We start from the raw sequence: 17,031 nt of genomic DNA, 5'->3' as shown, positions 1-17,031 counted from the left end.
ACTTAACAATTTTAACTTAATATTTAACACTGCATACACACATATAGAAAGCAAATAAATCAATCAGGCTATTAGTACTAGTTAGCTTCACATGTTACCATGCTTCCACACATAGCCTATCAACGTGGTAGTCTTCCACGGCCTTAATTGGGAAATCTTTTTGAAGAGGGTTTCTTGCTTATATGCTTTCAGCAATTATCCCATCTATACATAGCAACCCAGCGATGCTATTGGCATAACAGCTGGTACACCAGAGGTATATCCATCTCGGTCCTCTCGTACTAGAGTCAGACCTTCTCAAATTTCCTTCACCCACGGCAGATAGAAACCGAACTGTCTCACGACGTTCTAAACCCAACTCACGTATCACTTTAATCGGCGAACAGCCGAACCCTTGGGACCTTCTTCAGCCCCAGGATGTGATGAGTCGACATCGAGGTGCCAAACGGTGTCGTCGCTATGAACGCTCGAACACCATCAGCCTGTTATCCCCGGCGTACCTTTTATCCGTTGAGCGATGACCCTTCCATACAGAATCACCGGATCACTATGACCGACTTTCGTCTCTGCTTGGCTTGTCAGCCTCGCAGTCAGGCAAGCTTATGCCATTATACTATCAAGCTGATTTCCGACCAGCTCTAGCTTACCTTCGCACGCCTCCGTTACTTTTTAGGAGGCGACCGCCCCAGTCAAACTACCCACCATACAATGTCCTAGTTCCAGATAATGAAACATAGTTAGATATCAAAAGTGTAAAGGGTGGTATCTCAAGGTTGACTCCATTATAGCTAGCGCCATAACTTCAAAGTCTCCCACCTATCCTGCACATCACACTTTTAATAGCAATGTAAAGCTATAGTAAAGGTGCACGGGGTCTCTTCGTCTAACCGCGGGTACCCCGCATCTGCACGGGGAATTCAATTTCGCTGAAGTGATGTTGGAGACAGTGGAGAAATCGTTACGCCATTCGTGCGGGTCGGAACTTACCCGACAAGGAATTTCGCTACCTTAGGACCGTCAGTGTTACGGCCGCCGTTTACTGGGGCTTCAATTTAGAGCTTGCACCCCTCCTATTAACCTTCCAGCACCGGGCAGGCGTCAGACCCTATACTTCCACTTACGTGTTTGCAGAGTCCTGTGTTTTTAGTAAACAGTCGCTACTCCCTATTTTGTGCCACCTACTCATAGTTGCCTAAAAGCAGGTTACCCTTCTTCCGAAGTTACAGGTATAATTTGCCGAGTTCCTTCAACATCATTCTTTCAACACCTTAGTATACTCTACTCATCCACCAGTGTCGGTTTGCGGTACGGCCTCATAAATATAAGTGCTATTTCCTGGAGCTTCTTTTAAGCATAGATCAATCCAATAAGATCTATACAAATACGAAACCCGTCACACTTAAGAGGTTTAGGAATATTAACCTAATTGCCATCGACTACTCCTTTACGGACTCGCCTTAGGAACCGACTAACCCTACGCAGATTAACTTAACGTAGGAACCCTTAGATTTTTGGTGAGAATGTTTTTCACACTCTTTTACGCTACTTATGTCAGCATTCTCACTTCCGATATCTCCAGCAGTTTTCACAAACCACCTTCACAGACTTACGGAACGCTCCGCTACCGCGCCTATTGATCGAAATCAATAAGCACTCACATCTTCGGTATACAGCTTTAGCCCCGGTACATTTTCGGCGCAGAAAAACTTATTTAGACAAGTGAGCTGTTACGCTTTCTTTAAAGGATGGCTGCTTCCAAGCCAACCTCCTAGCTGTAATGGTTTTTCTACTTCCTTCCCCACTTAGCTGTAATTTTGGGACCTTAGATAGTGATCTGGGTTGTTTCCCTTTCCACCACGGACTTAGCACCCGTAGTGTGCCTGCTGTATAATTAATTGTTGGTATTCGGAGTTTAGTTAGATTTGGTAAGACGTTGAATCCCCCTAGTCTATCCAGTGCTCTACCCCCAACAACATACATACAACGCTCTACCTAAATAGATTTCGCGGAGAACCAGCTATTTCCAAGTTTGATTGGCCTTTCACCCCTAATCACAACTCATCCAATAATGTTGCAACATTAACTGGTTCGATCCTCCAGTGTGTTTTACCACACCTTCAATCTGGTCATGACTAGATCACTTGGTTTCGGGTCTAATCCATAAAACTAAAACGCCCTATTCAGACTTGCTTTCGCTACGCCTACACCTAACGGCTTAAGCTTGCTTCATAGATTAACTCGCTGACCCATTATGCAAAAGGTACGCTGTCACTCTAAATATCAATAAATTGATATAGAGCTCCAACTGTTTGTAAGCACTTGATTTCAGATTCTATTTCACTCCCCTCCCGGGGTTCTTTTCACCTTTCCCTCACGGTACTTGTTCACTATCGGTCGTTAAGGAGTATTTAGGCTTGGAGGATGGTCCCCCCATATTCAAACAGGATTTCACGTGCCCCACTCTACTCAAGGATTTAAAAACTTTCTACTTATACAGGACTATCACCTTCTATGGTTACTATTTCCAGAGTATTCTAATTCTTATTCTTAAATCACTAGCCTTTTCCGCTTTCGCTCGTCACTACTAACAGAATCTCGGTTGATTTCTTTTCCTTTGGCTACTTAGATATTTCAGTTCACCAAGTTTGCTTTACATACTTAGTATGTAATAACTAGCCAAGCTAGTTGGGTTTCCCCATTCGGAAATCTGCGGATCAAAATTTGTTGACAATTCCCCACAGCTTATCGCAGCCTGCCACGTCCTTCATCGCCTCTTAACGCCAAGGCATCCATCAAGTGCTCTTAATAATTTATTTATCCGACTATATGCAGAATATGCAGAGTTAAATATTATTAAAATTGAATTGAGATTAAATTAATCTCTACCATAAAACTTGTCAAACATCTAAAAACTAAATTAATCTTTATATTATAACCTAATAAATAATATGTCAACGCCTTTTTGCACAAAACATTTACTTATATTATCAACAACAATATACTAGCAATCCTAAACAGTACAATCTGAGAAATATGCGTTAAACTTATATATACAGTAAAAATTAATAAAAAAGATATTTTGTAAGATAAAATGTGTTAAAATCAATTGCCTAAAAATGATAATGAACATTCGGAGTATTTCTCATGTATGAAAAGTAATCTCTCTTTTATAAAAAACGTTGCTTTAAATTGTATGTCTAAGCTCATTGGTGTATTAAATATTAAGAAAGTAAAACACTTCATTGTGAATAAATATAATACTCTTCATAAAGAAATGACAGTGCTTCTTAAAAAATCTAAGAACCTGTTAAATACCAACATTGAAATCGGTTTATATCACTTTTATAAAGGTAGCATATCAGATGCAAAGTTACGATTTTGGTTAATTAGCATATTTTACCCCCATTTACCCATAGTCTGGTATAACATCGGAAGGTGTCATTTTGCGGTAGGGAATACTAATAAAGCTTATAATTATTTAACACAGACACTAAAATTAGATAGTGATCACGAGGAGGCATCTTACTATATAAAAAAAATGACAAACTCAGCGCCTATTACAGAATTGCCAAAAAACCTCATAAGACAATATTTTGATTACACAGGTGAATATTTTGTTGAGCATTGGTTGATTGCTAAACAGTATAGAGGGCATGAACTTGTACACATGATAATTACAAAAATCTTCAACAACTCCACTTCTGAGCTCAATATACTTGACCTTGGTTGTGGGACTGGAATATGTGGTCATTTCTTAAAAATAAATAGTACTGGAAGCCACATAACAGGAATTGACATTTCAAGTAGAATGCTAAATATCGCAAGAGGATGCTTTATAAAAGGTAAGCCTGTTTACAATGAATTAATACATATGGAAATGAAAGAGTTTCTTAAACAAAAGAAAAACCAGCAGTATGATGTAATTATCTTTGCTGAAGTGCTACATTATCTACATGACTTTCAAGAAGAATTGGAATTAGCAAAAAGATCTACGAGCAAAAAAGGGGTTATTATATGTTTAATAAGAAGAAAGGAAGGTGAAGGTATTGACTTTGTAAACAAAGGAGACTATTTTCATCACTCAGAAAGTTATGTTCAACATGTTGCAAAAAAAATAAATATGCAGATAAGTTATATGAGTTACTGTAAAATATATGGCAGTCAGGTTGACGGTATCTTGTTTGCATTACAGCATCAACAAGAAAATCCGAAAAACCTAACTTAAAAATCGCTCAAAGTGGCTTTTAAGTATCTATATATAATAAAAGAATAAAAGGAATTTTATGAATAACATTACTATTAATTACGCAAAGGATAGCAAATTAACCGATTTTGGAAAAGCAGTTCTATCAGACAGGTATTTAATAGAAAATGAAAGTTACCAAGACCTCTTTGCACGTATTGCTAATTACTATTCTGATAACAAAGAACATGCGCAGCGTCTTTATGACTACATGAGCAACTTGTGGTTCATGCCTTCAACACCAATACTCAGCAATGGTGGCACCAAGAGAGGGTTGCCTATCTCTTGCTTTCTTAATGAAACCGAAGACAGCTTGCAGGGAATAGTTGACTTATGGAATGAAAATGTTTGGCTTGCTGCACGTGGAGGAGGCATAGGTAGTTATTGGGGAAATTTACGTTCAATTGGTGAAAGTGTAAAAGGTAGTGGTAAAACATCAGGAATTGTACCATTTATTGTGGTGCAAAATGCTCTAACGCTCGCAATTAGTCAGGGATCCTTAAGGCGAGGAAGTTCAGCAGTCTATCTTCCTGTATCTCATCCGGAGATAGAAGAGTTTCTGGATTTGCGCAAGCCAACAGGCGGTGACCCAAATCGCAAAGCGTTAAATATACATCATGCTGTAATAGTAACAGATAAATTTATGCAGGCTGTTGAGAATGATCAAGAATGGAATTTAATAAGCCCTCACAACAATAAGGTTATTTCAACTGTAAAAGCGCGGGATATATGGATCAAAATATTAACAGCAAGAGTTGAAACTGGAGAACCTTACATTATTTTCCTTGATGCAACAAATAACAATAAGCCAGAATCTTACAAAAAGCTCAACTTAGACATCAAGATGTCAAATCTATGCAGTGAAATAACTTTAACTACAGGTTATGATCACCTGAATAAGTCACGCACTGCTGTGTGTTGTCTATCATCCGTAAACCTTGAGTACTACGAAGAATGGAAAGACAATAAACTCTTCATAGAAGATATAATGCGCTTTCTTGATAATGTATTGGAAGATTTCATAAATAAAGCACCGAATGAAATGCAGCGAGCAAAATATTCTGCAGCCAGAGAACGCAGTATTGGTCTTGGTGTGATGGGTTTTCATTCATTTTTACAAAGCAAAATGGTTCCTTTTGAATCAGTAATAGCACAACAATGGAATAAAAAAATATTTAAGTATTTACGTGAGCAAGCAGATATAGTTTCTAAAAAATTAGCAGAGGAAAAGGGGGCATGTCCTGATGCCAAAGAAGTTGATCTAATGGAAAGGTTTACACACAAGCTCGCTATTGCTCCAACTGCCTCAATCTCCATTATTGCAGGCAATACCTCTCCTGGAATAGAGCCATATGCAGCAAACGTATTCATACAAAAGACACTGACAGGCTCATTTGTAGTGCGAAATAAATTCTTGCAAAAACTATTAGCAGAAAAAAATCAAGACAATGATAAAATATGGTCTTCAATTTCGACAAACGAGGGTTCCGTTCAGCATTTAGATTTTCTTAGTGAGCATGAAAAATTGACATTTAAAACAGCGTACGAGCTTGATCAAAGATGGATTATAGAACATGCAAGTGATAGAACTCCGTATGTTTGTCAGTCTCAATCAGTCAATCTGTTCTTGCCTGCCAACATACACAAACGTTACTTGCATAAAATACACATGCTTGCCTGGAAAAAAGGATTGAAGAGCTTATATTACTGCAGATCACAATCAATGCAGAGAGCTGACAAGGTTTCGCATGACATATTCAAAAAAAGTGAAATATTGCAACACAAAACAGATATTGACTACGATGAATGTTTGTCATGCCAATAGTGACCTTATTCAAAAAAAGTAGAGAGAAAGTTAAGCAAATGGGTAAGGAAATATAATAGACTTCTTGCATAACCATATAACGAACTTTTCTTGGGAATAGAAACGAAAAAACTTCCTTGACAAACTCCGCCATCCCCCTTATCATGATAGTGAAGGTATTCAGTTATCTTCATCTGTGCAGATTAAACAGCAAGAAAACAACGTAGTTGGCGTCTTATTTTTAATTTTTTGCACTATGTGCACCTTATTTCTTCACAACATTTCTGGGTTTTTACCTATATAAGCTGAAACGCGCTTATAAGTCGTTTAAGACAGTATAGTACGCCAATTTGCAGGATTAGAGAGTGACAACTAGCTAACACGGGGTTTCTTTTGCCTTTTTTTCTGCTTAGTAAATTTCTTAAACATTTGCAGCGTAGGTTAGTTGCAGTGTTTAAGACTTAAAAAACGCCAAATACTGAAAATAGACAATGACTAGGGCTTCTTTTGCCTTTTTTTTCGTTTGGTAAATTTCTTAAATATTTATAGCTAAACGATAATCTTCATCTCGCTGCTTGTTAGCGGGATCTATGTTAAGAGATACCGCGAATGAATCGCGGTATGACGTAGGACTGCTGTCATCCCAGTGCTTGACACTGGGATCCAGTTTTCCATATAATCTCATCGAAAATGTTGTAACCACTTTCTATGCTAGTTTGCTTGCTTACAAGCAAACTTTTCTGGATCCCAGTGTCGGGGCACTGGGATGACAAAAAAGGGACTACTCGGATGACAAAAAAAGAGCACTGGGATGACAGGAGATACCGTCTTGTTAGTCAACAAAAAAATTATAAAAATTTCCCAAGTTGCATCATAAAATCAAAAAATACTTCCAATTGTGTAACAGTACACAGATTATAGTTAGTGGATATGTTGATAAGTAAATTAGTTTTATACGCACAAAACAGATGAAGTTTACTTATCAACATATCCACTAACCAACAACATTCAATAAATTTGTGTAAGATACCACTTTACATAAGATAGATAGGAAGCATTTTTGATTTTAAAGTACTAAACCTTCAGTCAACCTCCTAGCCCTGTAGTTTTTGATATGGTTAGGATCAAAAGCACTTTTGGATGTCAGAATACCGAAAATGATATGGAGTAGCTTACGCATTGCAGCACCAACGATGGCCATATTATGCTTACCCTTTTCCTTTAATCTTTGGCAAAAGCTCATAATGATAGGATTGTGATTCTTAGCTACTATGGCAGGAAAGAAAAGTGCCTTACGTAATGTTTGTGAACCGGATTTACTTAATCTGGGTTTGGCATATACAGAGGAACCTGACGTCATATTTCGTGGTATAACTCCTGTATATGCTGCCAATTGCCTGGCATCTCTAAAAACCTCTATATCAGAAACTTCAGCTAAAATAGCTATTGCTGATTCTTCTCCTATGCCTGGAATAGTCAATAGAAGTTGAAAATTTTCCAACAATTCTTTGTGTTGATTTAATAGTTCACGTACGGAGTTTTTTATTGTTTCTATTTTTTGAGCTATATTCATTGCAAGGTCTTCCCAAGCATTTGCAACTTCTTTAGGCAGTCTCTCTTTTTTTTCTAAGTGGTTATTTACTAATGTTAACTCATCTTTTAACGCAACTGAGCAACGATAAAGATGTTTTAATTTTTTCATTTCAGGAGAAGGTGGTGTCCAACTAGAAGGTTCCTGTCTTTGGCAATAATCAGCAATAACTTCTGCATCGGTCTGATCATTCTTTTGTCGTATCAGCTTACTCCTTGCATAAGATTTTATGCAATAAGGATTTACAACACTTACAAAATGTCCAGCATTGTGTAGAAATTCAGCCAGTGCTTCGCTATAACAACCAGTAGATTCCATGCAGGTTTTTACTTTTTCTACATTATGTTTGTGTAGAAAATTCAGTAGACTTTGAAACCATCGTTCTTAAAGCTTCTTTTTCTAGTTTCACGCTTTCCTTTTTTGCTTATAAATGAGAGAAAAACATCAAAGCGATCTTTTGATATATCTATGCCCAAAAAGTTGTTGATCATATATAACCCCATACGTTACCATTAAAAATGAAAAGTAAGGCTAGTCTTGTGAATACAGAATTAGAACCATTCAGGTCTTTCTACGATACCTTCCAGCCTATACTTTTGAGAAGGGAATTCTTATCTCCTCTACAGATTTTATATCTAAGAAGAAGCACAGAGTTCCTCCCTTCTCCACCTAATGCTTAAGCTTAAAACATTAGATGCTTTTGACAAGATACAAGCATCGAACAGACGAAATCTGTCAAATCAGAAAGAAACACACAAATTTAAGTTTTTAGTAGTTTTCAAGTATAGTTGTACAGGGAGCGCCTCTGCAGTTATGACCGACATTTTCAATGGTGCCTAAGTGCCCGTATGCAAGCATGGTTTTGGAAGGAACGGTCAAATCATTGATGGAGTCATTTAGACTACCTCGGTTAGGAGATTGTACTATCAACCGTTCCAAGCTGAAGCGTTTCCCTATTACAAATTATATGTAGGAGTTACCATGAAAAAAGCAAAAAGTAAATTAGAAATCTAATGCAGCAGGAATAGACATTGGTTCAGCTGTACACTATGTGTGTGTACCTGAAGGAAGAGATGAACAACGCGTTCAGAAATTTGGCTGCTTTACTGAAGACCTTCATAACTTAGCACAGTGGTTGAAAAAGTGTAAAGTTACAACAGTAGCTATGGAATCAACAGGAGTATACTGGATTCCTTTATTTCAAATACTTGAGTCATACAAATTCGAGGTAAAATGCACGGCATGTAAAGAATGTACCTGGTAGGAAGTCTGACGTTCAAGATTGCCAATGGCTCCAACAACTGCATAGCTACGGACTGCTTCATGGATCGTTTAGGCCAGATAATCAGATGTGTGTATTGCGCAGTTACGTGCGGCAACGCAAAAATCTCACTGAAAGTGCATCTACACATATTCTGCGTATGCAGAAGGCATTAATTCAAATGAATATACAATTATACAAGGTTATTAGTCATATTACTGGGATAACTGGTATGAAAATCATTGAAGCTATAATTGAAGGCGAAAGAGATTCTGAAAAATTAGCAGAATTCAGGGACGTGCGAATGAAAAATGATCAGTCTACTATTGCAAAAGCGTTAGCTGGTGACTATAGAGAGGAACACTTATTCACGCTAAAGCAAGAATTTGAATTATATAATATTTATCAAGAAAAAATAGCAGAATGTGATAGAAATATTGAAGCCTATTATAAAACGTTTGAAACAAAGTCTTGTGAAAGCAAACAGCTAAGTAAGCAAAAGAATAAAAATAGCAAAAGTAAGCCAAGCTTTGCTTTGTATGAGGAACTGCACCGAATAACTGGTATGGATTTCACTAAAATTCCTGGATTTGATGTATTAAGTATACAAACCATAATTTCAGAAGTTGGTATAAACCATAGTAAATGGCCAACAGAAAAGCACTTTTCGTCGTGGTTGGGACTCAGTCCTGCTAATAAAGTTACAGGGGAAAAAGTGTTTAACACAAGAACACGTAAAGTCATTAACCGTGCTGCGAATGCTTTGCGAATAGCTGCTCATTCTGTAGGAAATAGTAAAAGTGCGTTGGGTGCATACTACAGAAGATTGAAAAAACGACTAGGAGCACCAAAAGCAATAACAGCTACTGCAAGAAAAATGGCATGCATATTTTATAGTATGCTCAAATACGGACAGGAATATGTAGAAAAAGGAATGGAATACTATGAAACACGCTATAAAGATAGAACTGTAAAAAATTTGATCAAAAAAGCGAGCGAATTTGGCTACATATTAGTTCAACAAGAAGAGTTAGTTGAGTGAGTTTCTTAGGAGAAGTCTATTGTTGGTTAATGTTTTATGGCTTTACGGAAAGTTTATAGCTATACAACTTATCTTAAAAGCAATATAGTGTTCACTATGCAATGAATCAAAGATAGTAAGTAAAGTCTATGAAATTTCAAATCACTACACATTTTCAACCCGCTGGAGATCAACCGCAGGCAATCGATAGTTTAATTGCGGGGCTAAATAGCAATAAAAGAGACCAAATTTTACTTGGGGTTACTGGTTCTGGGAAAACTTTCACTATGGCAAATGTTATAGCAAGGACAAACAGACCTGCGCTGATCATGGCACACAATAAAACCTTAGCAGCACAACTTTATGAGGAAATGAAAGGATTATTTCCCAATAATGCTGTTGGATATTTCATTTCTTATTATGATTACTATCAGCCCGAAGCTTATTTGCCGCAAACTGATACTTATATCGAAAAAGACTCTGCAATCAACGACAGAATTGACATGCTGCGTTATTCTGCCGTCTGCTCCCTCTTGGAGCGCAGGGACACGATCGTAGTTGCCAGTGTTTCTTGCATATACGGTCTTGGTTCGCCTGAAAGCTACCGCAGCATGACTATATCTTTAAGTGTTGGAGATAAAATTCATGTTAATGATTTCTTGAGTAACTTAGCTGATCTCCAATACAAGCGCTCTGATACCAGGTTTGAGAGAGGATATTTCAGAGTGCGTGGCGATATTATCGATATATTTCCTGCCTATTATGAAAATAAAGCTTGGCGTTTATCGCTGCTTGGTGATGAAATAGAAGAAATTTCTGAAATTGATGCTATAACGAGTAATATTACCAAAAGCCTAAATACAATCACCATTTTTCCAAACAGCTATCACATTACATCACGTGAGACTCTGTTGCAGACAGTTGAGCTAATCAAAAAAGAGCTGCATGAATGCTTGGATTATTACTACTTGCAAAACAAGATTGTTGAAGCAAAGCGCCTCGAGCAACGCACTAATTTTGATATTGAAATGATGAGGACAACAGGAATATGTAAAGGTATTGAAAATTATTCGCGTTATCTCTATGGAATGGAAGCTGGGGATCCACCGCCTACTTTGTTTGAATATTTACCCAAAGACGTAATTTTATTTGTTGATGAGAGTCATGTCACCGTTCCTCAGATTGGTGCAATGTACAGTGGTAATGAGGCGCGTAAAAAGAAATTGATTGACTATGGCTTCAGGCTCCCTTCCGCTTTTGATAATCGTCCATTAAAATTTGAAGAATGGGAGAAAGTTAGGCCGCAGACTATTTACATTTCAGCTACTCCTGGAAAGTATGAGTTGGCAAAGACCAATAATGTATTTATAGAGCAAGTTATCCGTCCAACAGGGCTTACAGACCCAATCTGCATTGTGAAACCAATAGAGAGTCAAATTGATGATGTAATTCATGAGGCACAAGTGACAATAGGAAAGGGATTTTGTGTTTTAATCACTACACTGACAAAAAAAATGGCTGAAAATTTAGCTGAATATATGAGTGAATTAAATATGAGAGTGAGTTATTTGCATTCTGATATTGGTGCGCTGGAGAGAATAGAAATTATATGTAAATTAAGATCTAAAGAAATTGACGTTTTAGTAGGTGTTAACTTGCTTAGGGAAGGTCTTGATATTCCAGAGTGTGGTTTGGTTGCAATTTTAGATGCTGATAAAGAAGGATTTTTGCGATCAGAAACATCGCTCATTCAAACGATCGGTCGTGCTGCACGTAATGCTGAAGGTAGAGTAATTTTGTATGCAGATAAAATCACTGGTTCTTTAGATCGTGCATTAAGAGAGACTGAAAGAAGAAGAAAAAAACAAGAAGAACATAATATATTGCACAATATTGTCCCGAAGACTATAATAAAACCTATATCAAACACCTTACAGGAGAGGGCAATAGCAGAATCAAAAGTAAATACTAATAAGGATGACTTGAGAAAGCAAATGATAGAGCATGCTGAAAATTTAGAGTTTGAAGAAGCAGCAAGAATAAAAAAATTATTGCAAGGTTAAGTAATATATGATGCTATGGGCATAGCATGAAAGTGTAAACAACTAAACTTCCACTATTCTTCTTTTTATTTTAACTCATCTTTTTGAGACTTTTGACAATTTCTTAGAACTGAAGAAGGAAAGGTGTATTTTTTTATTGACTTACCTATGTATTACGGTAATCACTAAAGAATTAGTGAGTAATGGTTATAGAATATGAATGGTGGGGTACCAAGCAAGGGATTAAATGAACAATTACGTGACATTTTAGATAAGTTAGAACAGGATATCAATCTATTAGATAATCCCGGTTATATTCAACATATAATGTTTCTTCTAGGAGCAGGAGCTGATCCAAATACAACAGGAACCCAAGGTGAAAAAACTCTGTCAGATTACTCAAGTGAAAAATTACGTGACATTTTAAATGAGTTAGCAAGCAATAGCGATCTATTAGATAATTCCAATTATACTCGATATATAATGTTTCTTCTACAAGCAGGAGCTGATCCAAATACAACAGGAACCCAAGGTGAAAAAACTCTGTCAGATTACTCAAGTGAAAAATTACGTGACATTTTAAATGAGTTAGCAATCGATAGAAGTCTATTAGATAATTATGCTCAACATATAATATTTCTTCTAGGAGCAGGAGCTAATCGAGATACACAAAACCGATATGGAAAAACTCTGTCACATTACTTAGATAAAAGATTATCTGATATTTTAGGTTGGTTAGCAATCGATAGAGGTATATTAAATGATTATATTCAACGTATAATGTTTCTTCTACAAGCAAGAGCTAATCCAAATGTACAAAACCAAGATGGAAAAACTCTGTTACATTACGTTGCTGAACGTAACGATACTGACGGTATAGGATTTCTTTTAAAAGCAGGAGCTGATCGAAATGTGCAAGATCAAAGTGGAAAGACTCCATTTGAATATGTTACTGAACATAACTGCCTTCAAGCTTTGAAGGATTTAGGTTGTAGTTCTAATGATGAAACAACTTGTACTAAATTAAGTGATCCGGATCCAGACAAGGATCAGGGCTATTATTCAGATGATTCTCGTAAAAATGAAGGGAATGGCTCCGGTGATGATAATAAAACAGTTCCTACTAAAGATAAAGGGAATTTGACAAATAACTCTAGTAATTACCCTAACAAGCACAATGATGATCAGACACTTCGTGATGATCCAGGGTATAGCTCCGGTGACGATAATAAAATAATTTCTACTGAACCGAGTGATTGTGACCGGAAAGACGAGGATTCGAGCTGTAGTTCAAGTGATCATCTTTTTCTAGAAGACTTACTTTCGATGAAGCTAGAAATACCATTAACTACAAGCGAAGAGGGGCTAATTAAAGATTTTTGTGAGAAGATAAGAGGTATAACAGCACAAAATAAACAAGAATCTGAAGAAAGTATTCTAGAAAGTATTGAGAAAATAGTAAATGAGTACTTGAAGAAAGGAATAAGGTTGAATTCAAGTTGTAATAATGGTAATGAAAATGACAATGGTGATAAAGAAACTGTAACAAGTTTAATACTTGAAGAAATAGAAGGTGTTCTTAATAATCGTGTGAAACCACGCGATGAAACCAGAGCGCGTGAAAGGCAGTCTGATAGTATCGCCGACCAAGACGACGGCAACGAAGATAAAGTTTCAGGCATCATAGAAAGCATCACTAACAAGTTATTGTTAAAAGGTGGGAAAGCAAGACAAAAATTTTTCTCCGGTAATACTGAGCTAGCACAAAATTATGGATCTAATTATATAAATGATCTCTCTAAGAAATATAAAGAAACTAAAGACAAGCTAAAGAGTATAGCATATGAAAGTATTGTAGGCAGAGATAGACAAGCTCAAAAGGGGGAGCCAGAAGAGGTAGACATAGATAATGTATGTTTTTATGTGAAATATTCACAAGATAGTATTATTGAACCTGTGAAAATCTTTAACAAAGCTGAAGATTTAAATTTAAAAGTCGGCATACTTCAAGTTGGGGAGAGTATAGTAAGAGTTGAAGGTACAAAAGATGGAAAAAGAAATTACACAGATGTCTTAGAAAGTAGCATTAAAATGTCTTTTATCACTGAGGCAGGAGAGATTAATATTTATCTAAGTCCTAGTGAGAAAGATAGTAATAAAATAGAAGTAGAAATTGATGATGAGAGTGAAGAAAGGCTTAACAAGTTAAAAGCTGAGAAGAAAAGTTTAGGAGAAAACTGTCTTTTGGGAGGAAAAAGTGTTCTGGAAGCTATAGAAGAGAAAGGTTTTAAGAAAAATGGTAATGTACCTACAGAGTCAATCGAGACTATTAAGGATGTTCCACGTACTGATGTTACGCAAGCTTGTTCGCAGCAAATTAACACAAGAGCTAAAGGCAAATAGCGATCTACCCATTATTGAAATTGTGCCACACAATAATAAGCTCACTCAAAATTGTTCCGATTTGGCAGGGTTATTTTGCCGCACCAAGCGGTATGGCTTTGAGTACGAAATTTTAATGTTCCCAGAAGCCCGTTATGATGATCAGGTGGACAGTACGGTACAATATTTACAATGGATGAGAAAAACTAACACCAGTGCTTTCAGGGTCAGGCCCAACCCTACTTAAGTGGCTAAGATATATCTAACGTAGCTTTATCTTTGCTTTCTGACAGTCTTTGTTGATACTCGTTTATCAGCCTTTCAGGCTCGTTCAATACACTCTGAATACAATATGTTGCACAAGTTATGCTAGAGAGTATAATAAAACTTATATCAAATACTTTACAAGAAAAAGTGTTGGTAGAGGCAAAAGTGAACATTAATAAGAAGGAAAGCGCATGCTAGAGCTTGAAAAAGCAGCAAGAATAAAAAATATTATTGAAAGGTTAAATGGCGTATGATATAATATACATAGTGTAAAAATATAAATAATTTTTATTGATATCTTTACGTTAACACTTCTTAAATGTTTAGTACTATAGAATTAAATTATTAAGTTTTATGAAGAGAGTAAAAATGATGGAAAGCTTTTCAGGTAACAATAAAGACAGTAATTTTATTGAGGGGACAAAAATAATGGAAAATTTTTCAGATAATAACGAAAACGATAGCTCAATCTTCCAAGGAAAAATCAGGGAGCAAGATTTCTCTGCGGAGCAGAAGTTAAATGAACTGAAAGCAGCCATAGAGAAGCTTGACAGACAAGATTTGCTCAGAAGGCTCGAGTGTGAGCGTCAGGCTTCTAGTTGTATCGATGAAATATCATCTCAAGCAGAGCTACATATCGAAGATGTTGACGGGGGCTACTTCGATTGTGAAAAACCACTCGGAGATTTCTGGAGTTTCTTTGAACCTCTCTTCAACCTCTTTGAAGTAGATGTAGATGATCCGAAAATCTACCAAATGCTCAAGGAGAAGAAAGAAAAAAACCTGATTGCTGCGATAATGAAGTTTTTGCATGAGAAGCTTAAGGAGTTAATCAAGAAGATTTTTGCACACGATTTAAGTTTCGATCAGATGTTGGACAAAGAGATAAAAGAATTGCAGGAGAAATTGGGCAGTGGTGAGTTATCAGAAGAGGAGCTTGCAAGGGTGCTCGAACGTCTACAATTTTTGCAGGATCTGAAACTCAAGTTACAGCTCGCCGTTACCGGATGGATTATTACAATGTTCGCAGAGATTTTTGGAATTGAGCTAGCAGCTATAGTAGAGGCATCTACAGAAGAAACAACTAAAGCAGAAGATAAAAAAGCAGAAAAAACATCATTAAAGGAAGAAAATAAAGAAGTTCGTGAAGAAATAAAAGTGGATGAAAGAGAAAAACCTAAAGTGCCAGTTTCCCTTTTTGAAGTTTCACCCGGATTTGTAAGGCCGGTTGTTCTGAGCAAGCCAGAACTTGAAATTGTGTCAGATCCTTTGAAACATCTATTGCGTATTACTGAGCTTGAAAGAAAATCTCATGAAAATTCACAAAAACCAGAAAAAGTGGACAAAGAAAAGGAAAAAGCGGAACCGAAGAAAGAGGTGTGTCCACCGAAAGTTCCAGAGAAGAAGCCTGTGGCAAGTGGGATAAAACTTGATTCTAAGCCAAGCGAGTATGTTAATTTTGAAGAAAGGTGTCCAAATACTAGTGTTAATGGAAGAGGAACCACGCCGCCCACTAATGGACAAGGAAACAAGCTTGATAATGGAAAGGAAAACAAGTCTGCTAGACGGCCCGCTGATGAACAAGGAAACAATAATAAAGAGAAGAAAAGCGGGTCTGCTAGTTGCGCAGAAAGCCGTCTAAATGGTAATGTTAATAGTGTTAACAAGGAAGGAATCAAATCTACTAATAAGCAGGAAACGTATGACCCTTACGCTAAGCTTGCAAAAAAAGTTGCTGAAAGGAACACTCAAAGAAAAGAATCTGCCACTATTAAACACGATTATCCAATTGATACTTGGCAAGCTCCATCAGGAACTACTGATAATGGAAAATCTAGTGCTGCTCAGCGTAGTTCTGCAAGTGATGCTAAAGAAAATCCTAAGTCAAAAGTTACTGATGTATTGAATGAACGTGCAGCAAGAGGAAATGGTAATACACTATCGAGATAGCTAGTGCTAGCTACTTATGTGATAAAGAACACCGGATCCCAGTACTGGATGACACCTATGGGTTATTTGTGATGACAAAGGAGGGTAGCCCGTGACGCTGGAATCCAGGATGTACATTAGGTTTGATAAGTGTATGGTTTTATGTTAGAAGGGAGTGTTTTTGATGGAAAAAAAACTGGATCCCAGTGTCTGGGCACTGGGATGACACCCTCTTGGATGGAACCAGCATCAGCTACTTGGATGACGCCTCACCATGTCATTCCAGTGCGTGACACTGGAATCCAGGAGCCAGTGCTTCCTTTTTGTCATTCCAGCGCGTGACACTGGAATCCAGGGGCATATAGATAGATGTCGACAGTTCGTCATTCCGCTACGTGTTAGCGGAATCTATGCTTGAGATACCGCGAATGAATCGCGGTATGACGTAGGGAACTTAGGGTTGCCAATGACTTGTCATTCCAGTGCGTGAC

Annotated in this window: 7 protein-coding genes, 1 rRNA gene and 2 pseudogenes; 7 read left to right on the top strand and 3 right to left on the bottom strand. The window is 37.1% G+C overall.

Annotated elements, in window-relative coordinates; all coding sequences use genetic code 11:
- Positions 1–50 precede the first annotated feature (50 nt).
- A 23S ribosomal RNA gene (locus ACFZP3_RS08220) occupies positions 51–2,816 on the bottom strand.
- 332 nt (positions 2,817–3,148) lie between these two features.
- On the opposite strand from ACFZP3_RS08220, the gene ACFZP3_RS08215 reads away from it, so the two are divergent.
- Positions 3,149–4,225 carry a methyltransferase domain-containing protein gene (locus ACFZP3_RS08215; protein ID WP_386086871.1) on the top strand — a complete coding sequence of 359 codons (1,077 nt, stop codon included), beginning with the start codon at positions 3,149–3,151 and terminating at the stop codon, positions 4,223–4,225.
- A 58-nt stretch (positions 4,226–4,283) separates the two neighbouring features.
- Positions 4,284–6,068, top strand: a complete 1,785-nt coding sequence (locus ACFZP3_RS08210; RefSeq protein ID WP_253309154.1) for a ribonucleoside-diphosphate reductase subunit alpha — start codon at positions 4,284–4,286, stop codon at positions 6,066–6,068.
- A gap of 617 nt (positions 6,069–6,685) precedes the next feature.
- Here the strand turns inward: ACFZP3_RS08210 and ACFZP3_RS08205 are convergent.
- Positions 6,686–6,820 carry a hypothetical protein gene (locus ACFZP3_RS08205; RefSeq protein ID WP_265017381.1) on the bottom strand — a complete coding sequence of 45 codons (135 nt, stop codon included), beginning with the start codon at positions 6,818–6,820 and terminating at the stop codon, positions 6,686–6,688.
- Positions 6,821–7,113: 293 nt separating this feature from the next.
- Positions 7,114–8,129, bottom strand: a pseudogene (locus tag ACFZP3_RS08200) (IS110 family transposase).
- Between the two features lie 490 nt (positions 8,130–8,619).
- On the opposite strand from ACFZP3_RS08200, the pseudogene ACFZP3_RS08195 reads away from it, so the two are divergent.
- From ACFZP3_RS08195 to ACFZP3_RS08175, 5 genes and pseudogenes are all read left to right on the top strand, one after another.
- Positions 8,620–9,941, top strand: a pseudogene (locus ACFZP3_RS08195) (IS110 family transposase).
- Positions 9,942–10,069: 128 nt separating this feature from the next.
- A complete protein-coding gene (gene uvrB, locus ACFZP3_RS08190; RefSeq protein WP_386086872.1) occupies positions 10,070–11,983 on the top strand; it encodes an excinuclease ABC subunit UvrB in 1,914 nt (637 codons plus the stop codon).
- 195 nt (positions 11,984–12,178) lie between these two features.
- Positions 12,179–14,365, top strand: a complete 2,187-nt coding sequence (locus tag ACFZP3_RS08185; RefSeq protein ID WP_386086873.1) for an ankyrin repeat domain-containing protein — start codon at positions 12,179–12,181, stop codon at positions 14,363–14,365.
- A 600-nt stretch (positions 14,366–14,965) separates the two neighbouring features.
- Entirely contained in the window at positions 14,966–16,561 is a 1,596-nt protein-coding gene (locus ACFZP3_RS08180; protein ID WP_386086874.1) for a hypothetical protein, read from the top strand.
- Between the two features lie 141 nt (positions 16,562–16,702).
- Positions 16,703–16,882 carry a hypothetical protein gene (locus tag ACFZP3_RS08175; protein WP_264687821.1) on the top strand — a complete coding sequence of 60 codons (180 nt, stop codon included), beginning with the start codon at positions 16,703–16,705 and terminating at the stop codon, positions 16,880–16,882.
- Positions 16,883–17,031: the final 149 nt, after the last annotated feature.

This window comes from Wolbachia endosymbiont (group A) of Norellia spinipes (assembly GCF_964273535.1).
This window is presented reverse-complemented; position numbering and strand designations above follow the sequence as displayed.